Annotated in this window: 21 protein-coding genes; 5 read left to right on the top strand and 16 right to left on the bottom strand. The window is 62.4% G+C overall.

Going from position 1 to position 25,376, the window contains the following annotated elements:
- Positions 1-189: 189 nt before the first annotated feature.
- The 4 genes from PH603_RS07025 to PH603_RS07010 form a co-directional block, all read right to left on the bottom strand.
- The gene (locus PH603_RS07025; RefSeq protein WP_289505334.1) at positions 190-3,657 is read right to left on the bottom strand and encodes a chromosome segregation SMC family protein; all 3,468 of its coding nucleotides are present in this window, start codon (positions 3,655-3,657) and stop codon (positions 190-192) included.
- A 62-nt stretch (positions 3,658-3,719) separates the two neighbouring features.
- Positions 3,720-4,388 (bottom strand): thioredoxin domain-containing protein, encoded by a 669-nt coding sequence (locus PH603_RS07020; protein ID WP_289505333.1) that lies wholly within the window; start codon positions 4,386-4,388, stop codon positions 3,720-3,722.
- Between the two features lie 129 nt (positions 4,389-4,517).
- On the bottom strand, positions 4,518-5,126 hold the full coding sequence (locus tag PH603_RS07015) for a thioredoxin domain-containing protein (protein ID WP_289505332.1): 609 nt from the start codon (positions 5,124-5,126) through the stop codon (positions 4,518-4,520).
- A gap of 57 nt (positions 5,127-5,183) precedes the next feature.
- Positions 5,184-5,702, bottom strand: coding sequence for a DUF721 domain-containing protein (locus PH603_RS07010; protein WP_289505331.1), 519 nt, complete (start codon positions 5,700-5,702; stop codon positions 5,184-5,186).
- 83 nt (positions 5,703-5,785) lie between these two features.
- On the opposite strand from PH603_RS07010, the gene mutY reads away from it, so the two are divergent.
- The gene (mutY, locus tag PH603_RS07005; RefSeq protein ID WP_289505330.1) at positions 5,786-6,823 is read left to right on the top strand and encodes an A/G-specific adenine glycosylase; all 1,038 of its coding nucleotides are present in this window, start codon (positions 5,786-5,788) and stop codon (positions 6,821-6,823) included.
- Positions 6,824-7,098: 275 nt separating this feature from the next.
- Here the strand turns inward: mutY and PH603_RS07000 are convergent, their stop codons facing one another.
- Together PH603_RS07000 and rnhB are read right to left on the bottom strand one after the other, a co-directional pair.
- A complete protein-coding gene (locus PH603_RS07000) occupies positions 7,099-8,226 on the bottom strand; it encodes a site-specific DNA-methyltransferase (protein WP_289505329.1) in 1,128 nt (375 codons plus the stop codon).
- A gap of 129 nt (positions 8,227-8,355) precedes the next feature.
- Positions 8,356-9,021: a ribonuclease HII gene (gene rnhB / locus PH603_RS06995; protein WP_289505327.1), complete on the bottom strand. Its 666-nt coding sequence runs from the start codon at positions 9,019-9,021 to the stop codon at positions 8,356-8,358.
- A 125-nt stretch (positions 9,022-9,146) separates the two neighbouring features.
- Here rnhB and PH603_RS06990 point away from each other — a divergent pair, with 125 nt between their 5' ends.
- Positions 9,147-10,139 carry a phosphotransferase family protein gene (locus PH603_RS06990; RefSeq protein WP_289505326.1) on the top strand — a complete coding sequence of 331 codons (993 nt, stop codon included), beginning with the start codon at positions 9,147-9,149 and terminating at the stop codon, positions 10,137-10,139.
- A 278-nt stretch (positions 10,140-10,417) separates the two neighbouring features.
- Here PH603_RS06990 and PH603_RS06985 read toward each other — a convergent pair whose 3' ends face one another.
- Both PH603_RS06985 and PH603_RS06980 read right to left on the bottom strand, forming a co-directional pair.
- On the bottom strand, positions 10,418-10,549 hold the full coding sequence (locus PH603_RS06985; RefSeq protein WP_289505325.1) for a hypothetical protein: 132 nt from the start codon (positions 10,547-10,549) through the stop codon (positions 10,418-10,420).
- A gap of 213 nt (positions 10,550-10,762) precedes the next feature.
- Positions 10,763-12,019 carry a DNA recombination protein RmuC gene (locus PH603_RS06980; RefSeq protein WP_289505324.1) on the bottom strand — a complete coding sequence of 419 codons (1,257 nt, stop codon included), beginning with the start codon at positions 12,017-12,019 and terminating at the stop codon, positions 10,763-10,765.
- A 115-nt stretch (positions 12,020-12,134) separates the two neighbouring features.
- Between PH603_RS06980 and PH603_RS06975 the strand changes: the two genes are divergently transcribed.
- Complete coding sequence (locus tag PH603_RS06975) at positions 12,135-12,986, top strand: phytanoyl-CoA dioxygenase family protein (RefSeq protein ID WP_289505323.1); 852 nt, start codon at positions 12,135-12,137, stop codon at positions 12,984-12,986.
- Here PH603_RS06975 and PH603_RS06970 read toward each other — a convergent pair.
- A complete protein-coding gene (locus PH603_RS06970) occupies positions 12,983-13,528 on the bottom strand; it encodes a glutathione peroxidase (RefSeq protein ID WP_289505322.1) in 546 nt (181 codons plus the stop codon). The two genes, PH603_RS06975 and PH603_RS06970, sit on opposite strands and share 4 nt — an antisense overlap.
- Positions 13,529-13,643: 115 nt before the next feature.
- Between PH603_RS06970 and PH603_RS06965 the strand changes: the two genes are divergently transcribed.
- Positions 13,644-14,753: an NADH:flavin oxidoreductase gene (locus tag PH603_RS06965; protein WP_289505321.1), complete on the top strand. Its 1,110-nt coding sequence runs from the start codon at positions 13,644-13,646 to the stop codon at positions 14,751-14,753.
- A 113-nt stretch (positions 14,754-14,866) separates the two neighbouring features.
- Here PH603_RS06965 and PH603_RS06960 read toward each other — a convergent pair whose 3' ends face one another.
- The 5 genes from PH603_RS06960 to PH603_RS06940 all read right to left on the bottom strand — a co-directional run bounded on the left by PH603_RS06960 (position 14,867) and on the right by PH603_RS06940 (position 22,081).
- Complete coding sequence (locus PH603_RS06960; protein ID WP_289505320.1) at positions 14,867-15,985, bottom strand: PA0069 family radical SAM protein; 1,119 nt, start codon at positions 15,983-15,985, stop codon at positions 14,867-14,869.
- A gap of 62 nt (positions 15,986-16,047) precedes the next feature.
- Positions 16,048-17,208 carry an EAL domain-containing protein gene (locus tag PH603_RS06955; RefSeq protein WP_289505319.1) on the bottom strand — a complete coding sequence of 387 codons (1,161 nt, stop codon included), beginning with the start codon at positions 17,206-17,208 and terminating at the stop codon, positions 16,048-16,050.
- Positions 17,209-17,255: 47 nt separating this feature from the next.
- A complete protein-coding gene (locus tag PH603_RS06950) occupies positions 17,256-19,472 on the bottom strand; it encodes an aldehyde dehydrogenase family protein (RefSeq protein ID WP_289505318.1) in 2,217 nt (738 codons plus the stop codon).
- Positions 19,473-19,484: 12 nt separating this feature from the next.
- Complete coding sequence (deoC, locus tag PH603_RS06945; protein ID WP_289505317.1) at positions 19,485-20,444, bottom strand: deoxyribose-phosphate aldolase; 960 nt, start codon at positions 20,442-20,444, stop codon at positions 19,485-19,487.
- Between the two features lie 26 nt (positions 20,445-20,470).
- Positions 20,471-22,081 carry a SulP family inorganic anion transporter gene (locus PH603_RS06940; protein WP_289505316.1) on the bottom strand — a complete coding sequence of 537 codons (1,611 nt, stop codon included), beginning with the start codon at positions 22,079-22,081 and terminating at the stop codon, positions 20,471-20,473.
- A 174-nt stretch (positions 22,082-22,255) separates the two neighbouring features.
- Between PH603_RS06940 and PH603_RS06935 the strand changes: the two genes are divergently transcribed.
- Positions 22,256-23,554, top strand: a complete 1,299-nt coding sequence (locus PH603_RS06935) for a TolC family protein (protein WP_289505314.1) — start codon at positions 22,256-22,258, stop codon at positions 23,552-23,554.
- A gap of 66 nt (positions 23,555-23,620) precedes the next feature.
- On the opposite strand, the gene PH603_RS06930 is transcribed toward PH603_RS06935, so the two are convergent.
- Positions 23,621-24,445: an SDR family NAD(P)-dependent oxidoreductase gene (locus PH603_RS06930; protein ID WP_289505313.1), complete on the bottom strand. Its 825-nt coding sequence runs from the start codon at positions 24,443-24,445 to the stop codon at positions 23,621-23,623.
- Positions 24,442-25,359 (bottom strand): alpha/beta hydrolase fold domain-containing protein, encoded by a 918-nt coding sequence (locus PH603_RS06925; RefSeq protein WP_289505312.1) that lies wholly within the window; start codon positions 25,357-25,359, stop codon positions 24,442-24,444. Before PH603_RS06925 ends, PH603_RS06930 begins: the two co-directional genes overlap by 4 nt.
- Positions 25,360-25,376 lie beyond the last annotated feature (17 nt).

Genomic DNA, 25,376 nt, shown 5'->3' with positions numbered 1-25,376 from the left:
ACCTAGTTTCGTCCTGCCTTCCCGGACGGGTCGCCGGCAGCCCTGTCCCTAACAAGACAAGGCCGTGAAGGCGCCTGCAACATAGTGGCAGGCATATCCGGTGTCAAGACGCATTAGAAATGTATTAACCAATTGAAATCATTGGAAAACATTTCAATTTCATTACGAACTGACAGTGCATCCTTGCACTTATCCCGCTTCGCGCAGCTCGCTTGCGCGCTCAAGATCGACCGAAACAAGGGTCGAAATGCCCCTTTCCGCCATCGTCACGCCGAAAAGCCGGTTCATCCGCGCCATGGAAACCGCATTATGGGTCACAATCAGGAAGCGGGTGTCGGTCCGCGCGGTCATTTCATCAAGAAGATTGCAGAATCGCTCCACATTCGCATCGTCAAGCGGGGCGTCCACCTCATCAAGCACGCAGATGGGCGCGGGATTGGTGATGAAGACCGCGAAAATCAGCGAAAGCGCCGTCAGTGCCTGCTCACCGCCCGACAGAAGCGACAAGGCTTGCAGCCGTTTGCCCGGTGGGCTCGCGAAAATCTCGAGGCCTGCCTCAAGGGGATCATCGGATTCGGTCAGTTCCAGATGCGCGGCCCCGCCGCCGAACAGGGTGACAAAAAGCTCGCCGAAATGCCTGTTCACCACCTCGAAAGCGGCCAGCAGGCGCTCGCGTCCCTCACGGTTCAGGCTGCCGATGGCGCCGCGCAGCCGCGCGATGGCGGCTTCCAGGTCGTCACGCTCCCCGCTCAGGTGCGTCATCTGCACCTCGATTTCGGTGAGTTCCTCGTCCGCCCGCAGGTTCACCGCACCCAGCCGGTCACGCTCGCGTTTCAGCGATTCGAACTGATGTTCGATCACCATCGCATCAGGCAGGCTGTCGGAAGTGGGTGCGCCGACCTTTTCGAGCACGCTTGCCGGGTCGCATTCGAACCGCTCGCCAATCTGCAGGGCGATATCCTTGCGCTTCGTGCCGGCAACTTCGACCGCCGCCTCGGCGCGGATCATGCCTTCGCGGGCTGCCGCATGGCGTTCCTGCACATTGCGCAGCGCGCGGTCTTCATCCGCCAGCGCCCGTTCGGCGGCGAGAAGGGCTTCAGCGCTTTCGTGGCGGGCGGCTTCAGCCTTTGCCTTGGCGTCCATCAAGGCCTGCTCGCGCGCGGCCATTTCCTCCGGCGCGGCTTCCACAGCGGCAAGCTGGGCTTTGGTGGATTCGGTGCGCTCGTCAAGTTCGGCGATCTGGCGAATCGCCCCTTCGGCGCGGCTTTCCCAGGCCTTCATCTCTGATGCGATGGAAAGAAGCCGTTCGGCCCGCGCTGCCGCTTCACGCCGCAGGCCATCATAGGTCGCGCGGGCAGCAGCAAGCCCGGCCCTCAGCGCTTCCACTTGCGACCGGCGGGAGGCAAGCTCGCCTTCAAGCCCGGCGATATCGGGTAGGCCAGCGAGCCTGGCGTCGATTTCCTCAAGCTGCGCTGCCACATCCGCCGCTTCGCGTTTCAGCCGCTCGGCCGTATCCGTCAGCGCGGTCAGCCGGTTTTCACGGCGGGCGGCAGCTTCCATTGCGGCCATATGGGCGCGGCGGGCGTCAGCGAGGGTTCTCTCGGCGGCCTGCCGCGCATCGCGAGCGATCCGTTCCGCATTCCGGGCCGCTTCATGCGTGGCAATTGCCGCTTCGGCAGCCGCCACGGCCTCCGCCATCGCGGCCTCGCGCGCCGCCAGTTCCTTTTCAAGCTCGGCCAGCCGGTTCGCATGCGCCAGCCTCTGTGCCGCGCGGGTCGGGGCGCCAGCCTTGACGACAAAACCGTCCGCCCGGATCAGAAGCCCATCTTTCGTCACGACCATCTGGCCCGGCTTCAGCAATGCGACAAGCGCTGCCAAATCGCCAAGAAGCGCGTCATTGGCAACAAGGCCAACAAGCGAAAGGCGACGACTGAGAACATCAGGCCCCGAGACAAAACTGGTCAGCGGCACGATGCCCTGCGGCCAATTGATGCCCGCGAAGGCAGGGGCTGCCAGCCAGTGACGGGCCGCCGCGGCATCAAGGCCGGCTTCCGCTTCCTCGCCGAGTGCCGCGCCAAGGGCTGCTTCAAAGCCGGGTTCGGCTTTCAGGTCAAACGATACCGGCCGCCCTGCCCCGGCAGCGGGCTCAGCGAGCAGCGACCGCAAGCCGGACACTTCCGCCGTCAGCGCTTTCAGCGCACCGGCCAGTTCTGCCCGCGCGCTGTCTGCCTCGCCGCGCGCGGTGCGGGCTTCCTGCGTGGCGGCCTCAAGCTCGGTGAGCTTCAAGGAAAGACTGGCGAGGGCTTCTTCAGCAACCGTGATGGCCTTTTCGGCGGCGGTCACGCTCGCGGCGGTTTCATCGTCGGCGGCAAGGGATTCTTTCTCGCGCTCGATACGGGCGGATTCGGCTTCCAGCTGCTCGCGGCGACGGTTGACGGCGATCCGGTCGCTTTCAAAGCTCGATTTCCGGGCGCGAGTTTCGGCTGTGCGCTCGCTTTCCTTGTCATAGTCGGCTTCGGCAGCACTGGCCGCACGGGCGGCGGCATCGAGCGCCTCACGGGCTGCGACCTCGCCGTCTTTTTCGGCATCGCGGGCCGCTTCCAGCCGTTCGCGTTCACCCTTGAGGCGCGTCAATGCCTCGGTCGCATCGCCGCCATTCACTTCCTCGCGGGCGCGGTCAGCGGCGATCTGTTCAAGCGTGGCCCTGAGCGTGGCTGCTGTTTCACGGCGGCGCTGCAGTTCAGCGGCGAGATTGTCCCGTTCTATGAGCACGCGCTGCAGGGCGGCAGCGGTAACGGCATCCGCTTCACGCAGGGCCGGGAGCGTGGCGGCCTTTTCAGCGCTGCGCTCGGAGGCGGCAGCCAGTGCCGCCGAAACGTCCGCGACCTCGGCTTCAGCCGCCCGGAAGGCGCGTTCAAGTTCCAGCACTTCGTCCGCCGCCATTTTCCAGCGCAGGAACAGAAGGCTGCCTTCAGCGCGGCGGATATCGGCCGAAATCTCACGGTAGCGCACTGCCTGCTTGGCCTGACGCTTCAGGCCCGCGATCTGGCTTTCCATCGCCTGGATCACATCCTGCACGCGGACAAGGTTGCCCTCTGCGGCCCTGAGGCGCAGTTCGGCTTCCTTGCGGCGGGTATGCAGGCCGGAAATACCAGCAGCTTCTTCGAGGATCGCGCGGCGGTCCTGCGGTTTGGCGTTGATCAGGTTGCCGATCCGGCCCTGGCTGACGAGCGCCGGGCTGTGCGCCCCGGTGGCGGCGTCCGCGAACAGCAACTGCACGTCTTTCTGGCGCACATCCTTGCCGTTGATGCGGTAGGCAGAGCCTGAATCCCGTTCGATCCGGCGGGTGACCTCGATCAGGTCTTCATCATTGAAACCGGCGGGGCCGTTCCTGTCCCTGTTTTCAAGAACGAGGGTGACCTCGGCCAGATTGCGGGGTGAGCGGCGGTCGGTGCCTGCGAAAATCACGTCATCCATGCCGGAGCCGCGCAAGCTCTTGGCCCGGTTTTCGCCCATCACCCAGCGGATGGCTTCAAGAAGGTTGGATTTGCCGCAGCCGTTCGGCCCGACAACGCCCGTCAGGCCGGGCTCGATCAGAAGCTCGGTCGGATCGACAAAGGATTTGAACCCCGAAAGCCTGAGCCGCGTGAACTGCATGGGCCGGAAGCCCCTCCCCCTGAAACAGGCCCCGCACCCTGTGATGCGGGACCCGCATGTCTTTACTTCAGCGCTGCCTCGATAGCCGCTTCAACCGTTTCGCCAAAGTAGTTGTCGAGCTTCTTGCCGTTGACGAACAGCGTCGGCGTCGAATCCACGCCGAATTCCTTGCTGCCCTCCTGCGTCATTTCCACCAGATGCTTGTGCATGTCGGTGTTGGCGAGGCAGCGGTCGAACTCGGTGCGGCTCATACCGGCGCGGCGGGCAGTGCGGGCGAGCGTGTCAAGGATGGCGCGCTGATCCTGCAAGTGAGCCCATTCGCCCTGCGTTTCGAAGAAGGCTGACATCAGTTTGTGGGTCATTTCCATGTCGCCACAACGCGCCACGGTAGATGCCGCAAGGTCCACCTGATTCATGACGAAGTTCCGGTAAGTGATTTTCACTTTACCGGTATCCACATATTTTTCCTTGATGGACGGCAGTATATCGTTCGTGAAGAAAGCGCAGTGGCTGCAGGTGAGCGACGCATACTCGACGATCTCGACGGGGGCGTTAGGGTCGCCGTAAAGGATCTCCCCCCAGGTGCCTTGCGTGGCCTCGGCCGGTGCCGTCACGGAGCTGGCGCCAACCGAATCGCCCCCTTCCGCCTTGTCAGCAGCCCCTTTTTCGGCCTTGTCGCCGCAAGCTGCAAGGGAGAGCGCGATAGCCGCAACGCCCAGAAAACGCTTCATGTCTTTCTCGTCCTTTTATCTTTGGTTTGGCAGCCCGAAGGCCCCTTGATCTTTGCCAATGCGGAACCGTGCGCGAAAGGGTTGCCTTTCGTCAATCCCCATTGGCATCAGCGGCTTCGCGGGGGCCGGTTACTTGAGGCTGAGCCCGATGGCGGCTTCGATGGATTCCGCCGAATAGTCAGGCAGCACCATGCCGTTCACAATCACGGTAGGGGTCTGGCGTACGCCATAGAGCTGTGCACCGCGCTGGGTCATTTCCACAAGGCCCTTGCGCATGTCGGCGTCCGCCGCGCAGCGGTCGAACTCGGTGCGCTCCATACCCGCCGCCGCCGCAACCGTTGCAAGGCTATCAATCATCGCGGCTTCGCTGCCGAGGTGAATCCATTTGTCCTGCGAGGCGAAAAAGGCCGCCGTCAGCTTGTGGGTCATCTCCATATCGCCGCAGCGCGCCACCGCAGAAATGGCAAGGTCAACCTGATCGCGGATGATATTCCGGTAGTGCAGCCGCGCCTTGCCGGTATCGAGATACTTTTCCTTGATGGCGGGCAGGATATCGTTCGCGAAATGGGCGCAGTGCGCGCAGGTGAGCGAACCGTATTCGATGATCTCGATATCGGCCTTCGGATCACCATAGATGATGTCGCCCTTGGTGCCGTGCGGCGCTGCCGCCACATCCGCTGCCTGCCCGGCCGCAGAAAAGAAAAGGGCGATCAGTGTGCCCCCGATAATTGCCTTCATCTTACGCATATCCCTTGTCTTCAACTTCCTGCACGTTGCGCCAAGCCGACCGCGGGGTCAACCGCCCGCCTTCGGCTTCGATGTATTGACCGCAAGGCCCAGCTCATAAAGGGCGGTGCGCAGGGGGCTTGCCTCCCGCCCGCCAACCAGCAGGTCAACCCCCGCCACGGTTTCGGCGGACGGCGGCACCGGCTTTTCAAAGCGGCGCTGGTAGCGTGCCGGCAGCGGCCCCTGCACCACCTCCAGCGCTGCCACCGCCTGAAAGCCGAAATAGGCGTTCACGGCCTCGATCACCCGGTGCGCCTGATGGGTCATGAGGGGCGCGAAGGCAGACGGGCAGCGCACCACAAGCGTGCCGCCCGTGCGTTCGCCGCGCCGGAATTTCAGGGCTTGCGGCAAGGTGGCGGCGGCGAGTTCCACGCCCACGATCTGACCCCAGCGGCGCACGACCTCGACACTCGCGAAACCCTGCCGGCGCACGGCACGGTCCACAAGCGGCGCGGCCACATCGGCGGCCTTCGCCATCTTCATGCGGCGATACTGCTTCTGCTCCGGCTTGTCTTTTTTATCGCTCACGTCTTGCCCTCGGGGTTGCGCCCGCTATGCTCGCCCTCCTTGCTACAGGATCAGCGCCCCGCGCTCAAGGAAACCCGCACCCGATGACACCCGCATCCCGCCTTCTTGCCTGGTACGACCGCCACCGGCGCGACCTGCCCTGGCGCGCAAAACCGGGCGAAGTGGGCGATGCCTATCATGTGTGGCTGTCGGAAGTGATGCTGCAGCAAACGACGGTTGCCACCGTCAAAGGCTATTATGCCGATTTCCTGAACCGCTGGCCAAAGGTCACCGACCTCGCAAACGCGCCGCTTGAAGACGTGCTGAAGGCATGGGCGGGGCTGGGATATTATGCCCGCGCCCGCAACCTGCATAAGTGCGCCGAGGCCGTGGCCCGCGACCATGGCGGCCGCTTCCCCGAAACCGAGGCGGCCCTGCGTGCCCTGCCCGGCGTTGGCGACTATACAGCCGCAGCGGTGGCCGCCATTGCCTTCGGCGAGCCTGCCACCGTGGTGGACGGCAATGTGGAGCGCGTGATGAGCCGCCTTTTCCGCATTGAAACGCCGCTTCCGAAGGGCAAAGCAGAGATCAAAACAAGGACGGCGACGCTGGTGCCCCGTGACCGCCCCGGCGATTTTGCGCAGGCCTGCATGGATCTGGGCAGCAGCATCTGCACGCCCAAAAAACCGAAATGCCTCCTCTGCCCGCTGCAGCCCGACTGCGCGGCCCATGCAGCAGGGGAGCCCGAACGTTTCCCGGTGAAAGCCCCGAAGAAGGAAAAGCCGACCCGCCGTACGGTCGCCTTCATGCCTACCCATAAGGGCCATGTGTTGCTGGAGCGCCGCCCGCCCAAAGGCTTGCTAGGCGGCATGCCGGGGCTTTATTCAACGCCGTGGGAAGCGCAAGCCGATTTCCCCGATAACTGGGCCGCGCATGCGCCTGCAACCGGGGACTGGCAACTCCTGGACGGTATCGCCCGCCACACCTTCACGCACTTTCATCTGGAAACCCGTGTGGCGGCAGCGGAGATATCCGGGCGCATCAACCTGCCAAGCGGCGAGTGGGTGCCGATCGAGGATCTGGATGCAGCCGGCCTGCCGACCGTGTTTGTGAAGATGGTCGCCCTTTACCCTTCGCCCTGAAGCCCCCCACAATTCCGTCACCCCGGACCTGATCCGGGATCCATGTCAGCCATCTGCGCCGCTGGATGCCGGATCAAGCCCGGCATGACGAACAGACATAAAAAATGGACGCCCCCATGGGCATGAGGGGCGTCCAACGGAGGGGTCGGGGCGGGCAAGCCCCTTCCCAAGGAGTCCGCCATCCTGCGCGGGATGTGAGGATGGCGAGGGCGCCCGCCGCAACACTGGCAGGCAACTGGCTGTCCGGGCCGGCGCGCGGCAGGCCCGGAGCTGTCTCAGTGCATCTCCGCCCAGATTTGCTGGCGGAACACATCAATCGGGTAAAGCTGGCCTTTCTTCTCGACGTGCCAGAAGGTCCAGCCGTTGCAGGCCGGTGCGCCTTGCACGCTCGCGCCCACCTGGTGGATCGAGCCTTTGCTGTCGGCAGCCACCAGCGTACCATCGGTGCGCACACGGGCAGCGAAACGGCGGTGGCTGTCGTAAAGCGTGGTGCCGGGCGTGATCATGCCGCGCTCGACCAGGGTGCCGAAGGGCACACGCGGCTGGGCGCGCTTGCCTTCGTTATAGCCAAGGGCTTCGGCGTCAGCGGGTGAGGCGTCTGCGATGCGGGCCTGCGCCACCTTGATATAGTCGGTTTCACGCTCGATACCGATGAAGTGACGGCCAAGCTTCTTGGCAACCGCACCCGTGGTGCCGGTGCCGAAGAAGGGATCAAGGATCACGTCGCCCGGTTTGGTCGAGGACATCAGCACACGGTAGAGAAGCGCTTCGGGCTTTTGCGTCGCATGGGCTTTCTTCTCGCCGTCCTTCAGGCGTTCCTTGCCCGAACAGATCGGGATCACCCAATCCGAGCGCATCTGCGTGTCGTCATTCATCGACTTCATCGCATCATAATTGAAGGTGTAGCCGCCCTTGTCGGCCGATTTGGCGGCCCAGATGAGCGTTTCATGGGCGTTCGTGAAGCGGGTGCCGCGGAAGTTCGGCATCGGGTTCGACTTGCGCCAGATGATATCGTTCAGGATCCAGAAATCCTGGTTCTGCAGTTCGGCGCCTACACGGAAGATATTGTGGTAGCTGCCGATCACCCAGATGGTGCCGGTGTCCTTCAGCACGCGGCGGGCAGCGGCCAGCCAGCGGGTGGTGAAGTCATCGTAAGCCGAGAAGCTTGAAAACTTGTCCCAGGCATCATGGACGCCATCGACCTTGGAATTATCCGGCCGGTGCAGCGTGTCCTTGAGCTGCATATTGTAGGGCGGGTCGGCGAAGATCACGTCCACCGATTTCTCGGGCAGCGCGTTCATCACCTCGATGCAGTCACCCTGGACAATACGGTCCAGCGGAAGGTTCATTGCGGATGCGGAACCCTTTGCTGCAGCCTTTGCAGCATTCTTCGTCTCAGCCATGTCATTTCTCCGTCCCGAGCCTTGATGCGGATAGGGCCTTATGGCCTCTCGGTCGTTGCCTCCGCATCGCTCTGTGAGACGGACTATGAGTCGGAATCGATTCGGCGTCAATCGATTCTTACACGTGAATCAATCAGTTAAGGTATTTTGTTGATGTAAAATATCGCGAATCGGCGCGAAGGATTTTCGGTGAAATGGGGTCACGCCCACAAGTTTTAGAGCCTCAAGATGGACCGGCACACCATATCCTGCGTTTCGGTCCCAACCGTATTCGGGGTGTTTTTCGGCCAGATTTTTCATCAGTTCGTCACGAAAAACTTTTGCGACAATCGATGCCGCGGCGATCGAAAGGGACCTCGCATCCCCCTGCACGAGGGTCTCGGTGGTGATGCCAATGAGGGGGTCGCGGTTGCCATCGACCAGTGCGCCGAGGGGGCGAACGGCGAGCCCGGCGACCGCCCGCCGCATGGCAAGCATGGCAGCTTCAAGGATATTGATCGTATCGATCTCCTCAACGCTCGCCTCCGCGATTGAAACCGCGAGCGCCACTTCGCGGATTTCAGCGGCCAGCCGCACGCGGGCTTTTTCGGTGAGCTTCTTGCTGTCATTGAGCCCCACCGGCACGCGGGCCGGATCAAGGATCACTGCAGCCGCAACCACGGGACCAGCAAGTGGCCCGCGCCCGACCTCATCAACGCCGCAAACAGGCCCGCCCAGCTCTGCCATCAGCCGTTCCTCGGCGCGCCAGTCGGGGCCGGCGGAAAGGTCGATCCCGGCGTGATCAAACAGCGTCATAATTTCTCCCGATTTGGCGTCAAAATTTTAGCTATCACTACCGGATGGCAGCGGCCCTCCGCTATGATAGAAAAAAGAATGGTAGCGAGTAACGCATGATGCAACAGGCAAGGACACTGACCGGTATGACCTCCCCCATCCCCGGCCATATCGAAGAGGCGGCGCGTGCCATCCTCGGCGACCGTTTCGGCAGTGCCGACTGGGGTGTGAAAGACCGGCGGATAGCCTCCCGCAAATGCGATCTCTATTTCCTCGATTCAAAGGCCGAGAAGCGCATCGTGGTGCTGAAAAGCTACCGTGATGACGTGGGCCTTGGCGGCGCCTTTCCCGCCCAGCGTGATGCGCTGATGAAATATCATCCGCTGATGAAGGGTACCGACAGCGGCTTCATGGTGCCGGAACTATACGGTCATGATGACGCCCAGCGCCTTCTGGTGATGGAATGGGTGGAAGCGCCGACGCTCACGAAGGTGCTGGTGCTCAATCTGGTCAATCGCTGGCGCCAGTTCGAGGCGATCAAATTGACCGGCGGCTGGCTTCGCCGTTTCCATCAGGCGGCCCACACCGAAGTAAAGCCGTTTGATGCCGACCATTTCCGCGCACTGATTGCCCGCCGCGCCGACCAGCATGCCGACGCCGCCAAGCGGCTGGCGCGTGACAGCGTGTTTCAGGCGGGCATGGAGCGCTTCGAGGCGGGCTCGGCTGCCCTTGATGGCCGCATGGGCCGGCACACGATGAGCCACGGCGATTTCACGCCCAACAATATCCTGATCAGTCCGCGCCGGGTGATCGGCATCGATATCTGGGGCCGCAAGCAGGTGCCGATCTGCACCGACATGGCCCGCATGATCACCTATCTGCTGACGACCGACCTGTTGCCGCTTCGCGCCCGCTTCCAGCCGATGCCGGTGGAGGAACGCCCCTGGTGGCGTGCTTTCGTGAATGGCTACGGCCCCGACCTGTTCCCGGACGGTGATATTCTGAAGCATCTGATCCTGTTCCAGACGCTGGCGCGCTGGCTGACACTTGAGGACCGTATCCACGAACGCGACAAGCCGTTCGATAACTGGCGCGCCTCCGGCCTCCGGCTCCTTGTCCGCTCGCTCGTCGAGGCCTGATCCCCACATCTTTCTGTGCCGCACAAAAGAAAAGCGCCTCCCGGGAAATGGAGGCGCTGGTCAAGTGGGGTGGTATGGATAGGCTCAGAAGACTTCCCCGAAGGGAAGTGTACTCGAAACATATTGGAGGCGGCCGGTCCGGCACGGCAGTGCGAAGGCTATGGGGGACGCTGCCTTGGCAAAGACATCCCGCTGCCGGAACCGGCCTTCGACGTTGACGGACTTTTCCTAAGTTCAGGGGGCTAGGGGTAGAAGCCCGTCACGTTCGAATGTCTGGTTCAGGCGGCGATCCGCGCCAGGCGCACATTGCGGCGGCGGCGGCGTGCGACACGCACATCCATCATCGGCACACTGCTCGGGGCAGTACGGGTGCTCGACGGTCTCGAAACGGTGATGAGTTGGGTAAACATGGTTATATCCTCGCTGTGTATGGAAGGGCCGCCCGTTTTGGGTCTGGTCACCTTCGCTGTTGCTGTCGTCGTTTATCGGGCCGTTTTTATTTGGTGACCCTTTTGTACTCGTTTGTACTCGGTACACAGCCTATATATGTCAGACTTGACTTGTCTTCAAGAAGACCCACCGCAAAAATCGCACGCTTTATCGCAATAAAGCCTGCATAGCAGCTATTCGTTTTCGTCATGGCTGCCGAGAAGGGCAGCGGCCTGCCCCTCTTCAAGCGTTTCAACGCCTTTGAGCGCGCGAAGCATCTGGCGGCGGCGCACATCCAGCTTTTCAACATGATTCTGGGCAGCCGACAGGCTTTTGGTCAGCGCGCCGACCTGTTCGCCGTACCGTTCGAACTCGCCCTTCACGGCCCCGAGCACCTGCCAGACCTCGCTGGCGCGCTCGGCCAGTGCCACCTGCTTGAACTGCATGCGGAAGGTAGAGAGGAGCACCTGGAAGTTGGTGGGGCCAGCGACCGTCACCTTCAGGTCGCGCTGCAGGGCCTCGAAAAGGCCGGGTCGGCGCAGCACTTCGGCATAAAGGCCTTCGGTGGGTACAAAGAGGATTGCCCAGTCAGTCGTGTAGGGCGGGTTGATATATTTGTCGGCGATATCCTTGGCAAAACGACGGATGGCCCGCTCGATGGCCGTGCCTGCCGCATCGATGGCGTCCTTGTCGCCCACCTCAACGGCGGCCAGCAGTCGTTCATAATCCTCGGTCGGGAATTTGGCATCAACCGGCAGGAATACATCCTGCGCTGTACCCGGCACCTTGATGCCGAATTCCACCCGCTCCCCGCCTGATCGCTTGCCGCAATCGAAATTCGCCAGAAACTGGTCGGGGGTGAGGAAATCATGGATCAGCAGTTCCAGCTGCACCTCACCGAACGTGCCACGCGATTTGACGTTCGTCAGCACGCGTTTCAGATCGCCCACGCCGGTTGCTAGCTTCTGCATCTCGCCAAGGCCCGCGTGCACGGCTTCCAGCCGCTCTGACACCGTCTTGAAGCTTTCGCTCAGGCGGCGCTCCAGCGTCGTTTGCAGTTTTTCGTCAACCGTCTTGCGCATTTCCTCAAGCTTGGCGCTGTTTTCGGTGCGCAGTTCGGCCATTTTCTGGTCGAGCTTGTCGCGGAAATCGGTTTGCGCCTGATTGGCTTCCGCCCCCATGCGGCGGATCTGTTCGGCGAGATTGGCCACGGCTTTGGATATTTCATCGCGGTTGGCGCGGAACTCGTCGCGGATCGCCGCCTCGCGCCGGTCAGCCTGCGCGCCCATGTCGGTCAGCCGCGTGTCCAGCCGGATCAGGGCCGCAGGGTCACCCGCATCGGCCACCTGCTCGCCAAGGTTTGAAAGCTTGCGGATCACGGCCACAAGAAGGAGCAGCAGAAGGACAACAAGCCCGCCCGTGACGATCGGCAGAAGTTCCGTGATGCTCATCGATGCTCCCCTTTTGTTCTCCTTTCCGAGTAGGCTGAAAGGGCGACAAGATCAAGCCCTTCGCTTGACGGATTTCGCGCCGCGTGCTTCATCTCGGGCAATAGGAGACACGCCCATGACCCTGCCCCGCTTCGACGCCCGCGATTTTGCTGCCGCCACACCCGAAATGATTGCCGCTTTCGCGCGCGACGGTGTGCTGGTGCTGGAAAATTATGCAAGTGTAGCGGAATGCGATGCCATGAAGGCGCGGATGGCGGAAATCACCACGGGCTTCGACCCCGATGCCCACCGCACGGTCTTTTCCGCCACGGCTGACGAACCCTCGCGGGACCGCTACTTTCTGGAAAGCGCCACCGATATCCGCTTCTTTTTCGAAGCGGGTGCGATTGACGCAGGCGGCAACCTGACACACCCGCTGAATGTGGCGATCAACAAGGTGGGGCATGCGCTGCACACGCTTGACCCCGTTTTCAGCGCCTTTTCAAACAGCGCGAAGATGATGGGCCTCGCGAAAGCACTTGGCCACGCGAAGCCCGATCCGGTGCAGTCGATGTATATTTTCAAGCAGCCGGAGATCGGCGGCGAGGTGGTGTGCCACCAGGATGCCACCTATCTCTGGACCGAACCGCAAAGCGTGCTTGGTTTCTGGCTCGCGGTTGAAGACGCGACAGAGGAAAACGGCTGCATGTGGGCCATCCCCGGCGCGCACGCCGGCGACGCGCCCAAAGAACGGTTCCGCCGCACCGGCGACACCGGCACCTATACTGAAACGCTGGATGCATCCCCGTTCGAGGAAGAGAAAAAGGTCCCCCTCGCTGTGCCGAAAGGGACCCTCATCGTGCTTCACGGGCTGTTGCCGCATCTTTCGGGGCCGAACCTTTCGCCCCGCTCGCGGCATGCCTATACCGTCCATGTGGTCGACGGGGCAGCGCACTACCCCGCTGATAACTGGCTGCAGCGCGCCTAGTTCAGCGCTTTTTCCACGGCGGCTTTCAGCTCGGGGCTATCCGGCTCCACCTTGGTGCCGAACCAGGCAACCGTGTGGCCGTCGCGGCCGATCAGATATTTGTGGAAGTTCCACTTCGGGCGGCTGTCCTCGCCCTGCTCTTCCGCCATCCAGTTATAGAAGTCGGCGGTGCCTTCCGAACCATTGACGACCATTTTCTTGGTCATCGGGAAATCGACGGCGAAATTGACCTTGCAGAAATTCTTGATATTGCGCTCGGAGCCCGGCTCCTGATCGCCGAAATCATTGGCGGGCACACCCAGCACCACAAGGCCCTTGTCCTTGTATTCGTCATACAGCTTCTGCAGGCCTTCATACTGGGGCGTGAAGCCGCAATAGGATGCGGTGTTCACCACTAGCACGGCCTTGCCCTTGTAGGCTTCCATCGGCATGTCGGTATAGTCGATGGAGGTCAGCGTGAAGTCCCATGCGGTCTTTTCCGCGGCGATGGCGGTGCCTGCAATCACAAAAGCGACAGCGACCCCTAGACATTTTCTGAACATGGCCCAATTCTCCCTTGGTGACATTTTTTCAACCTAGCTCCCCGCGGCCGGTTGGACAACGGTTGGCCTATAGGCCAGCCCGGCCGCTGACGCATTTGTGAAGATCGGAAATCTTATGACCCATTCGACCGACGCCTTGTTCACCCCGTTCAAAAGCGAAAAGCTGGAACTGAAGAACCGTGTGGTGATGGCGCCGATGACCCGCACCTATTCGCCGGGCAATGTGCCGAACGATCTGAACGTTGCCTATTATGAGCGCCGCGCAAAAGGCGACGTGGGCCTCATCATCACCGAGGGCACTTGCATCGGCCACCCGGCGGCGAGCGGTTACCCGAACGTGCCTTTCATCTATGGCGACAAGGCCCTTGCCGGCTGGAAAAAGGTGGTGGATGCCGTGCATGCCGCCGGCGGCAAGATCGCCCCGCAGCTCTGGCATGTGGGATCGGTGCGCAAGGAAGGGATCGAGCCCGACCCGACCGTGCCGGGCCATGGCCCCTCGGGCATGGTATCCAAGGGCAAGAAGCGCTGCCATGAGATGACCGAGCAGGATATCGAAGACGTGATCAACGCCTTTGCGCAAGGGGCGGAAGACGCCAAGCGCATCGGCTTTGACGCGGTCGAGATCCACGGCGCGCATGGCTATCTGGTTGACCAGTTCTTCTGGGGTGACCTCAACGAGCGCACCGACAAATGGGGCGGCGATTATGTGGCCCGCACGCGCTTCGCCGTGGAGATCGTGAAAGCCATCCGCGCCCGTGTCGGTGCCGATTTCCCGATCATCCTGCGCTGGTCGCAGTGGAAACAGCAGGATTATGCCGCCCGCCTTGTGGTGACCCCGGCCGAGCTTGAAGCCTTCCTTGCCCCGCTGACCGACGCGGGCGTCGATATCTTCCATTGCTCCACCCGCCGTTTCTGGGAACCCGAGTTTGAAGGCAGCGACCTCAATCTCGCGGGCTGGACCAAGAAAATCACCGGCAAGCCGACCATCACTGTCGGCAGCGTCGGCCTTGATGGCGGCTTCATCGATGAAAACGCCAAAGGCTTCGCGAATGCGGCCCCGGCCAGCCTCGACAAGCTGATGGACCGTCTGGCGCATGACGAGTTCGACCTCGTTGCCGTCGGTCGTGCCCTCATCGCCAACCCGGACTGGACCAAAACGGTGCGCGACGGTGCCTTCGACAGCCTCGCCGCATTCGACAAGGCCAAGCTTGGCGAGCTTGTCTAAAGAACACGCACCGTTCGTCCTGAGGAGCGCGGCAGCGCGTCTCGAAGGGCGCCGCTTCGACACTGCGGTCTTCGAGACGGCCCTGTGGGCCTCCTCAGGCCGAACGGAAATTCCTAACCGAAAAGATCCATCTGGCCGCCCCTCGCCGGTTTGAGGGGCGGCTCGAAGGCACCTGTATCCAGCCGGATACGATCCTTGTTATAGCCGAACCGCTTGCACATCAGCGCAAACCGCTGACGCAACAGTTCCGCCTCCAGCCCCTCACCCTTCATCCGATTGCCGAAGCGCGGATCATTCAGCCGCCCGCCCCTCATGGCGGCAAGGCGCGACAGGACCCTGTCCTTGCGGTCCGGATAATTGGTTTCCAGCCATTCCTCGAAAAGCCCGGCGACCTCAAGCGGCAGCCGCACGAGGATATAGCCCGCCTCCCGCGCCCCCGCATGGGCGGCGGCGGCCAGCACCCGTTCCATTTCATGGTCATTGATGGCCGGGATCACTGGCGCCATCATCACACCCGTCGGCACACCCGCGTCCGTGAGCAGCCGGATCGCATCCAGCCGCCGCTGCGGCGTTGCAGCGCGGGGCTCCAGCGTGCGGGCAAGCTTCGGGTCCACGGTCGTCACCGACAGCGCCACCTTCACCAGATTGCGTTCCGCCATGCGCGACAGGATATCGATATCGCGCACCACAAGGCGTGATTTGGTGACGATCGTCACTGGGTGACTGGCCTTGTCGAGCACTTCAAGAAGCGCGCGGGTGATGCCCCGCTCCCGCTCGATCGGCTGATAAGGGTCGGTATTCGTCCCCATGGCGATGGGGGCGGGCGCATAACCCTTTTTCGCAAGTTCCGTTTTCAGGAGGTCGGCGGCATCCGGCTTGGCGAACAGCTTTGTCTCGAAATCGAGGCCGGCTGAAAGGCCGTGATAGGTGTGGGTCGGCCGCGCGAAACAATAAACACAGCCATGCTCGCACCCCCTATAGGGGTTGATCGAACGATCGAAGGGAATGTCCGGCGAGGCATTCTTGGTGATGATGTGCTTCGGGTGTTCGTCCGTGACCTCGGTCCTGAGGCGCGGCAGTTCGGCCAGGGCTTCAAGCGTGCCCTGCACCGGCCCCCAGCCATCATCGGCGATACTTTTCGCAAAGCGCTCGAACCGGCCGGAACGGTTGCTCACAGCACCGCGCCCCCGCAGCATTTCTGCACGGACTGTCGGATCGCTCGATATAGCCATACTGTGTCTCATGCCCTTTCATAGCATGAGAACAAAACAAGAACAATGGCAGAATTCAGCGCCTATTGGCGGTCCAGAAGCTCTAGGAATTCAGTGCCAACCATCGGCTGGCCCAGCAGGAAGCCCTGTCCGACATCGGCGCCGAGCCCCGCCACCAGATCGCGCGTTGCCGCGTCCTCGATCCCCTCGCAGGTACAAACAAGGCCGAGCTTGTGGATCACGCCGATGGCGCCTTCCAGCACAGTGCGCGCCGGGCCGTCGTCCACCGCCGTGCGGGTGAAGCGGCGGTCCACCACGATTTCGTCGAACTTCACTTCCGATAGCTTCATGAGCGAGGCAAGGCCGGTCCCGAAGTCATCCAGTGCCAGCGGGAAACCCCGCCCATTCAGGCGCTGCATGGAATCCTTCAGTGGCGCATCATCCCAGTTGATTTCGCTTTCGGTGATTTCAAGCTGGATAAGATGCGGCGGCACCTTGTGAACGGCGGCAAGGTTCGTCACCACATCCACAAAATCGCTGCGGCGCAGGTTTTCGGTCGACACATTGACGGAAACCTTCAGCTCCAGCCCCATCTGTACCCAAAGGCCAAGTTCGGCCACCACCAGTTCCAACATGCGGTGCGCGAGCACGTCCATATAGCCGCGCTGGCGGGCAAGCCGCAGCACTGCCCCGGCACCGAGGATACCGCCCGAAGGCCCCCGCCAGCGAGCAAAGGCCTCAGCGCCCACGATCCGCCCGGTTTTCAGGTCGATCTTCGGCTGGTAAGCCGCAACCAGCCCGTCGGTCATCAGCCCGCGCAGAAATTCGGCTTCAGACAGGATCGCCGCACTCCCCGCCCGCTCGGGTTCTTCGGTCAGGCTAACACCTTCCAGAAGTCGGGCGATATCACTGGCGCGGATCGGGCTCACCAGAATACCGACAAGATTGACGCTGAGGGCGGTCGCCAGATCACGCGCCGCGCGGGCGCGCGCCGTGTTCATGTCGCCGAAGATCAGGACACCGGCGCAAAGGGGGGCAGAAGCGGCGAGCCGGATAACGGAATCGACCTCCACACCGGGTGTATCGAGGTCGGCCACGATGAAATCGAAGGTTTCGGTGGAGATGATATCCCGCGCCGAGCCCATATCGGGCACAGTGGCAACGAGCGTCTTGCGCTTGGCCTCCACCGCCGCGAGCGCGGGGGCATAGGCTGTTCCGCCAATCAGCAAGACCCGTCTGTTCATCTCCGCTCCTTCCCCGTCACTCGAAACCCGCTAATTCTGGTCACCCGCTAGTTCTGGTCACCCCAAGGCACCCATATATTCTTGACCTCAGTAGCCCGTTCCATCAAGGCCTTGCCGCTTGTCAGTGTGCCATTCTCCCAGTCCCACGCCTTGGCCATGCCCATCCAGGTGCGTTTCATATTGTCGGCGGCTGCGGCTTCCTGCACGGCCCCGTCGCCCGCGAAGGACCAAAGCGCATCCACCATACCATGCCGCGCCAGCAACAGGGCGCTGGCGGCGGGATCGCCCGTCACGATGCTCACCGGCAATCCGGCGAACAGCCCTTTCAAATCGGCGACCAAGGCAGCGCCCGGCACCAGCACAGTGGCGTTCCCGGCGGCAAGCGCATGAGCGGCGAGCGTAACGGGCGCCAGAAGCGATGCTTCGGGCGGGCATGCGATCCCCAGAACACCGAAGGGCTCATTCATTGCAAAGGCCACCCCGCGCAGGGGTGCCGTATGCACCACGCCTTCGAACTTGTCGGCAAGGGCCGCTGCTGTGAACAGGCGCCGGATGGTGGTTTCCACTTCGGCCTTCGCGGCCTTGCGGCCGCTGCCTGTGGCTTCCAGCTTGCGAACGAACTCATCCGCGCGGGCATCCAGCGTTTCGGCAATACGGCGCAGTGCGGTGCCGCGCTCGGCAGCGGCTTTGGACGCCCAAGCGGCTTGCGCGCCTGATGTGGCCTCGACAGCGGCGTCGATATCCTTGGCGTTGCTGCTGCCCGCAGGGGCAGCGTCAGCCTTCAAATCCTTCAGCTTGCGTTCGGCCTTCGGCACCAGATAGGCCGTCATGCCCTCGCGGCCGCCTTCACGCCCGAAACCGGATTCCCGCATACCGCCAAAACCGACCGACGCATCGAACATGCTGGCGCCGTTCACCCACACGGCCCCGGCCTTCAACGCGGCGGTAACCTCAAGCGCGCGGGAGACGGTTTCAGACCAGACACTGGCAGCGAGGCCGTAACGGCTGTTGTTGGCCAGCGCCACGGCTTCCTTCTGCGTGCGGAAGGTGAGGACGCTCAGAACTGGCCCGAATACCTCTTCCTGCATCAGGATATTGGCCGTTCCCGCCCCGGTCACGAGTGTCGGGGGATAATAGCAGCCATCCTCAGGCAATCCGCAGGGGGCATGCCATACCTTGGCGCCGTCCGCGGTGCCCTCGGCCACCATCCGCTTGATACGCTCTAGCTGGACAGGGTCAACAATCGCCCCCATATCGACGGTCTTGTCGAGCGAGTGGCCGATGCGGATTGCTGCCATCCGCACCTTCACCTTTTCAAGGAAGCGCTCGGCGATGCCTTCCTGCACCAGAAGGCGCGAGCCCGCACAGCAGCTTTCCCCCTGATTGAACCAGATGGCATCGGCAAGGCCGTCTGCAGCCGCATCCAAATCCGCGTCATCGAACACGATGAAGGGCGACTTGCCGCCAAGCTCCAGCGTCAGATGCTTGCCAGTGCCGGCGATCCGGCGGCGGATCAGTTTGCCGACCTCGGTCGATCCCGTAAACGCGATCTTGTCGACATCGGCCTCCACCAGTAGCGCGCCGGTTTCACCCGGCCCTGTCACGATATTCACCACGCCATCGGGCAGGCCTGCGGCCATCACCAACTCGGCAAAGTAAAGGGCGGTGAGCGACGTGAACTCGGCAGGCTTCAGCACGACCGTATTACCGGCCGCAAGCGCCGGCGCCACTTTCCACGCGACCATCAAGAGCGGGAAATTCCACGGGACAATCTGCCCGGCCACACCAACCGGTTCATGCCCCGGAAACTCGGTTTCAATCAGTTCAGCCCAGCCGGCGTGATGATCGAAATGCTGGACGGATGCCGGAATATCGACATTGGTCGTCTCGCGGATCGGCTTGCCGTTATCGAGCGCTTCGAGAACAGCAAGCACGCCTGCATGCTTTTCAATGAGCCGGGCAAGCGCGCGGAGATAAGCGGCGCGTTTGTGCCCGCTCGTTTTCGCCCAGTCCTTTTCCGCTGCGCGCGCAGCCTTCACGGCAGCAGTCACTTCCGCATGGGTGCCCACTGAAATCTCGGCCAAAACTTCGCCCGTGGCGGGCGCAAAGCTCGGCAGCATCTGCGCCTTCGCGGGCTTCAGCCATTTGCCACCAATGAAATGACCGAAGCGGCGCTTGTGGCCATCGAGCCAGGCATCCGCCGCCGCACGGCTTTCAAACGCGGGGTCATAGTCCATGGTCTGCAGCTTGTCTTTCACACTCATCGCCCCGTCTCCTCAGGCCATCGCATGGCGCCACGGGGCAGAGGGAATGCCCGTCGCCAATGTTTCAAGCTGGCGTTCGATATCGCCAAGCAGGGCCGACGCCCCGAACCGGAACAGGCCGGGCTCCAGCCAGTCGCGGCCCAGTTCTTCCTTCATCAGCACCAGATAGCGCACGGCTTCCGCCGCCTTCCGGATGCCGCCCGCGGGTTTGTAGCCAACCTTGATGCCGGTGCGATCCGCAAAGTCCCGGATCATCCGCGCCATCACGAGCGACACGGGAAGCGTTGCATTCACCGCCTCCATGCCCGTCGACGTTTTGATGAAATCGGCGCCGGCCATCATGACAACCATCGAGGCCCTGGCAACTTCGGTGAGGCTGCCATGCTCACCCGTTGAAAGGATAGCCTTCATATGGGCAGCGCCACAGGCTTCCTTGAAGGCTTTCACTTCTGCGTAAAGGGCCGGCCAGTTGCCGGTCAGGACATGGGCCCGGGTGACGACGATATCGATCTCCGCTGCCCCTGCCCCCACCGAGCGGCGGATTTCCTCGATCCGCGTTTCCATGGGCGCCAGGCCCGCCGGGAAACCGGTCGAAACCGCCGCCACGGGGATACCGGTGCCTTCAAGCGCCTTCACCGCCGTTTCGATCATGCCGTGATAAACGCACACCGCACCGGTGGTGAGGCCCATGTCGGCCATATCGAAAGCGGCGAGAATATCCCGGCGCACCGGGTTCCGCGCCTTGGCGCACAGGCGTTCCACCCGGCCCGGCGTGTCGTCGCCGGCAAGGGTCGTGAGGTCGATACAGCTGATGGCCTTCAGCAGAAAGGCAACCTGTGCCTCACCGCTGACCGGACGCGCAGCACCAAGTGCGGCAACCCGGCGCTCGACGCCGCTTTTGTTGACACGGATATCTTCCAGCCAGTCGGCATGAAAGTCCGTGCCGACATTCACATATTGGGGCGAGGTCATCAGGTTTCTCCCGCCTTGTTAAGGTCTCAGGCCCTGGGCTTTTCGCGGTCCAGCGAGAACAGGAAAAGCATGATCGCGGTGATCAGGTAACCCGCCGCCAGCCGATATGGCAGCACGCTCGCAAAGCCGTCCATCGCGGGCATCGCCCACGGCAGATACATGCCCGAAGACGGCAGCACCGAGTGGATCACGCCAAACAGCGTAAAGGTAGCCGCTGCAATGGCGGCGAAGGCCGCGCGTTTCATCGAGCGGTCGATGATCCACACCAGCATGGCACCCCAGATAAGGCTTGTAAGGATATAACCGCGCGACATGGCGCCAAGGAGCAGATAGCTGTTCTGCCAGTCGGTGCCGAGGGTCTGCTGGACCGCCTCGCCGATGCGGCCGTAAAGGTCCGACACTTTCGAGAAGGCATAGTTGAGGATGCCCGGCACCATGGCAAAGAGAAGCGCCGGCGCATGGCGGGCATCACCGCCGGCGAAGGCCAGTCGCAGGATATCGCTCGCCACCACCACAAGGATCGGCTTCAGCACGCCTTCGGGGATCATCTGCGAGGCAAAGGCGATCACCCCGCCGAGCCCGCCGATGGCGATCATGCTGACCGCCCCGATGGCATAGCCGGTGCGCGCGCCCATCCGCTTGTAGGTCGTGTGGCCAAAGTACGGGGTCGTCTGCACGATGCCGCCGAAAATGGCACTGATGAAGGTGGCAGTCGCATCGATCTGCACGACCTGACGCGGGTCGAAATGATCGCCCACGATGCGCGCACCTGCCACGATATTCACCGCAGACGCCGCGATCAGCAGCGCAAACGGGAAAACGATCCCGAGGCTGTTGGTGATTTCGCCCGACATGGCGCTGATGCCAGCAACCGTGAAGGTCGGGATCGCCGGGATCAGTTCAGGCGCTTCACGCACCACATAGCCGTTCCCGACACCTGCGAAGGCGAGCACATAATAAAGAAGCGTCCCGACGACGATGGCGATCACCGCCCCCGGCATCGAAAGCGGCAGGCGGTGACCGGCGATCAGGGCAAAGGCCATGATCATCATGGAAACGAGGCTGACTTCCGGCAGCGCGAACACGCCAAGAAGCGCTTCAGCGCCGAGCCACACGGTCGCGATACCGGCCATCGCACCAACGAGCGCCATCTGCGGCATCTGGGTCTGCATGGCGCGACCGAAGAAGGAGAGGACAAATTTGATGATTGCCATCCAGAAGGCGGCGGCCATGCCGATCTGCCAGGCATGTTCGGCGGCCGGCAGGCTGCCCATGGCCTCCACATTGGAGACATAGGCCGGGCCGACAATGAAGAAGCACATGCCGAAGATGGTCGGCAGGTCGATACCGAGCGGGATGCTCGTCAGCGCCGGGTTGCCCGTCGCCTTCGATGTCCGCTTGGCCTGCCAGATGAACAGCGCATTGCCCGCAACGATACCGACGATGGCGCCGGGGATGATCTTGCCGAAGACCACTTCGCCCGGCATGCCGAACGCACCGATCAGGATGCCGGAGAGAACGAACAGATTGACCACGCAATCGAGGAAGAAGGCGAAACCCGCATTCAGATCCGAAAACAGCTGGCCCGAGGCGCTGCCCGTTGCCGGAAATGCTGCTTCAGTGGCTTGTTCGCTCATTATGATTGCCCCGTTTGGTGTTTTCCCTTTGGCTTCCCCTATCAGGAAGCAGGCATCAACACAATCGCCATGAGAAAGCCGCGCCCCAAAAGCGCTCGCTGTGCTTTGACTTGCCGTGAAATGGGGTTGCGGCTATGGTCGCGCCTTGTTCAGCCATTCGCCCGGAGAGTGTTAGTGCGTTTGATCTCGTCGAGCATCAGCCTTGCCACCGCTGCAGCCCTTCTTTCGGCCTGCGCTACCTTGCCCCAAGGGACAAGCAGGGACAGCACCAACACCGGCCTTGATGTCCGCACCCGCTATGTTGGACTGACCAGCGATGCCGAAGTCGCAGAGATTCTGGCAAGCCCGCTCGGTGAGGAAGCTGCCGTCCGCCTGGCCCTTTTCAACGATCATACGCTGAGAGCCCGATACGATCAGCTGGCCATCACCGAAGCTGATCTGCGGGCAACTGGCCTGCTGCCTGTTTCCGATGGCGCCCGGACCCCCGAGGCTGGCATCGCTTTGCCGGTTCTGGATATCTTCCTGATACCGCTGAGAAACAAGCAAGGCATCACAATCCCTGAACGGATCGAGATCGAGGTCACGGATCATGCCGTCGCGCTGATTGCTGATGTCCGCCGGGCATGGACCCGGCTTGCCGTCGCCAAGCAGGCGCACAATCTGGCCAAAATGTCGGAAAATATCGCCCGGGCCGCTGAAAAGGTCGCTGTCGAGCTTGCTGACAAGGGCAACCTCCCCGCTGACGAACTGGTCGCGCGCAAGATTGCGGTGGCAAACGCCGAGCATGCCGTGATCATGGCAGAATCCGAACGCCGCGAGGCCCGCGAGGACCTGGCCGGCCTTCTGGGTGTTGATTTGATGGGCGACTGGTTCGTCCACAACGCAGACCCCGCCACCATCCCTGCCGACCTGAACGCTGTCGACATGCAGGCTGTGATGGACAACAGTCTGGCGCTCGCCTCCAGCAAGGCGGAAGTCGCCCGCGTTGGAGCCTCGCATGGCATCACAGACATCAGCTCCATCCTGCCGGACATCGATCTTGCCGTTTCGGCGGAGCGGGACGACCATCAGTGGGAAGTCGGCCCCTCGATCGAAATGCCGGTTCCCGTCTTCAATTTCGACGGCCCGAAACGCGAAAAAGCCGAGGCAGACGTCCGCGCCGCACAATATGAGTATGCCCATTCCCTTGTGGTGACCGCAAACCGCGCCGCCCTTCTGGTGCGCGAACGCGATGCCGCCCACAAGCTCGTCAAGCTTCTGAACGAACAGGTTACCGTTGCGGCCGATCAGGCGGTTGCCGCCTCACTGCGGCAGTATAATGCCATGCAGACCGGTGTTTTCGGGCTGTTGGCGATCCGCGAGAATGCCGTTGAAGCACGCCGCCACCAGTTGCAAGGCTGGCAGCGCTACAGGAATGCCGAGGTTGCCGTGGATGCCGCCCGTGCTGGCGTAATCCTTCCCCTCAAAAACTAGCCGATAGTCAGCGCTGAAGGATGGTCCAAGGGATAGCTCCGGCGACGCCAGCCGCTGCCTTTGGCATCAAAATGCCTTGCGACGTTTCAATCCCCGGCCAAAGAACTTGCGCCAGAGGTTGGGGAAGAAGCGCTGGAAGCGATCCGCAAAGCGCGCATCCTTGCCCACGATGATCCTGTAGTCGCCGTTCGCGACGCCCGACAGGATCACCTTTGCTGCTTCATCCGGTGTAGTGATGGCCAGCGGCTGGAAGGAACTTTGCATCTTTGTCGTATCGGTGTCGCCCTCGGCGTTCCGGCGGTGACGCCCGCCGCGCACGATATTGGTATTCACCCCGCCCGGATGCACGCTGTGGACGCTGACCCCGGTCCCTGCGAGTTCGTAATGCAGGGATTCGTTGAAACCCTTCACCGCATGCTTGGCAGCGCAGTAAGCCGATTGGCTCGGCACGCCGATCAGGCCAAACAGGCTGGAAATATTGATGATATGGCCACGGCCCTGCTTCAACATCAGCGGCAATGCCGCCTGTGTGCCGTGCACCACCCCCCAGAAGTTGATTTCCATAAGCCAGCGGAAGTCGCTTTCCTGCATCGTCGAGACAAGATCGGTGAGCGTCACACCAGCATTGTTGGCTATGAAGCCGATGCCGCCGAAGGCCTCGTTCGTGGCTTGGACCGCCGCCATCACCGCAGCGCGGTCGGAGACATCCAGCTTGAAGGTGATAGCCTTGCCGCCTGCCGCTTCAATCTCGGCAGCAGCTGCCTTGATGCCTTCCTCGTTGACGTCAGCGAGGGCGACGGGGGAGCCCGCAGCCGCCAGCTGGATGGCCATCGCACGCCCGATGCCGGAGCCTGCCCCGGTGATGAAAGCCGGGCCGTAATTGTAACTCATGTTGTTTCTCCCCCATCCCAATGGGCTTCATAGTGACGCGCCATATCGACAATCGCCTTGCGGCCTTCCGGCACCAGCCGGGCGACCATCGGCCAGTCATGGAACAGGCCTTTCCAGATATCGAGCTGTGCCTTGCCGCCCGCTTCCGTGATCTTTGCTGCGAGCCTGCGGCTGTCATCGAGCAATATCTCGCCCGCATCCACCTGCAGCAGCGTCGGCGGCATCGTATCCATGCGCCCGAAAAGCGGTGAGCAGCGCGGATCGGATGCGGCAAGGCCGCCCCGGTAAAGCTCCGCCGCCCGGCCAATGCCGCGCGGGTCCAGCATCACGTCGCTTTCTGCGTTCCCGGCGAAGGTGGAGCCGCCAAGCCCAAGATCGACCCAAGGCGCGATCAGCCCGAGGGCAGCTGGCCCCTTGATGCCTTCAGCGGCCAGCGCCTGCACAAGCGCGACAGCGAGCCCACCACCTGCGGAATCCCCGCCCAGCATCACAGGTGCACCGCCCATTGCCAGCGCCTTCCATGCGGCAACGGCGTCTTCAACTGCCGCCGGGCACGGATGCTCGGGCGCCACGCGGTACTGCAGCAGAAAGACCTTCGCCTTTGCCGCTGCCGAAAGCCGCATCGCGAAATCACGGAAGCCGCCGATACCGCCCCACACATAGCCGCCGCCATGGAAATGCAGGATGCTGCGAGCGGGCAGCGCGCCCGGTGCCTCGACCCATTCACCGCGAAAGCCTTCGCCTTCAACTGGCGTGACCTTGACAGACGCCGGCAGTGCTGGCGCCATTTGCTCGGCCTTCGCAAGGAGGCCACCGAAGAGTTTGACAAGCTGGTCAGGCGCGAAGTCGCGTGTGGCTTTCCCCCGAAAGGCACGACGGATCTGGCGGCGCGCCAGCCAGGCGCGGATTGACATGAACTTTCCCCTTGATT

The organism is Gimibacter soli, assembly GCF_028463845.1.
Lineage (GTDB): Bacteria > Pseudomonadota > Alphaproteobacteria > Sphingomonadales > Kordiimonadaceae > Gimibacter > Gimibacter soli.
This window is presented reverse-complemented; position numbering and strand designations above follow the sequence as displayed.

Bases quoted from the DNA above. Each gene is read 5' to 3' on its own strand.
- PH603_RS06985 (WP_289505325.1), bottom strand. From the start codon at position 10,549: ATGTTTACCCAACTCATCACCGTTTCGAGACCGTCGAGCACCCGTACT.
- PH603_RS06955 (WP_289505319.1), bottom strand. From the start codon at position 17,208: ATGAACAGACGGGTCTTGCTGATTGGCGGAACAGCCTATGCCCCCGCG.
- deoC (WP_289505317.1), bottom strand. From the start codon at position 20,444: ATGACCTCGCCCCAATATGTGAATGTCGGCACGGACTTTCATGCCGAC.
- mutY (WP_289505330.1), top strand. From the start codon at position 5,786: ATGACACCCGCATCCCGCCTTCTTGCCTGGTACGACCGCCACCGGCGC.
- PH603_RS06960 (WP_289505320.1), bottom strand. From the start codon at position 15,985: ATGGCTATATCGAGCGATCCGACAGTCCGTGCAGAAATGCTGCGGGGG.
- PH603_RS06925 (WP_289505312.1), bottom strand. From the start codon at position 25,359: ATGTCAATCCGCGCCTGGCTGGCGCGCCGCCAGATCCGTCGTGCCTTT.
- PH603_RS06975 (WP_289505323.1), top strand. From the start codon at position 12,135: ATGACCCTGCCCCGCTTCGACGCCCGCGATTTTGCTGCCGCCACACCC.
- PH603_RS06950 (WP_289505318.1), bottom strand. From the start codon at position 19,472: ATGAGTGTGAAAGACAAGCTGCAGACCATGGACTATGACCCCGCGTTT.
- PH603_RS07025 (WP_289505334.1), bottom strand. From the start codon at position 3,657: ATGCAGTTCACGCGGCTCAGGCTTTCGGGGTTCAAATCCTTTGTCGAT.
- PH603_RS07020 (WP_289505333.1), bottom strand. From the start codon at position 4,388: ATGAAGCGTTTTCTGGGCGTTGCGGCTATCGCGCTCTCCCTTGCAGCT.
- PH603_RS06930 (WP_289505313.1), bottom strand. From the start codon at position 24,445: ATGAGTTACAATTACGGCCCGGCTTTCATCACCGGGGCAGGCTCCGGC.
- PH603_RS06965 (WP_289505321.1), top strand. From the start codon at position 13,644: ATGACCCATTCGACCGACGCCTTGTTCACCCCGTTCAAAAGCGAAAAG.
- PH603_RS06980 (WP_289505324.1), bottom strand. From the start codon at position 12,019: ATGAGCATCACGGAACTTCTGCCGATCGTCACGGGCGGGCTTGTTGTC.
- PH603_RS06970 (WP_289505322.1), bottom strand. From the start codon at position 13,528: ATGTTCAGAAAATGTCTAGGGGTCGCTGTCGCTTTTGTGATTGCAGGC.
- PH603_RS07000 (WP_289505329.1), bottom strand. From the start codon at position 8,226: ATGGCTGAGACGAAGAATGCTGCAAAGGCTGCAGCAAAGGGTTCCGCA.
- rnhB (WP_289505327.1), bottom strand. From the start codon at position 9,021: ATGACGCTGTTTGATCACGCCGGGATCGACCTTTCCGCCGGCCCCGAC.
- PH603_RS07015 (WP_289505332.1), bottom strand. From the start codon at position 5,126: ATGAAGGCAATTATCGGGGGCACACTGATCGCCCTTTTCTTTTCTGCG.
- PH603_RS06990 (WP_289505326.1), top strand. From the start codon at position 9,147: ATGACCTCCCCCATCCCCGGCCATATCGAAGAGGCGGCGCGTGCCATC.
- PH603_RS06940 (WP_289505316.1), bottom strand. From the start codon at position 22,081: ATGAGCGAACAAGCCACTGAAGCAGCATTTCCGGCAACGGGCAGCGCC.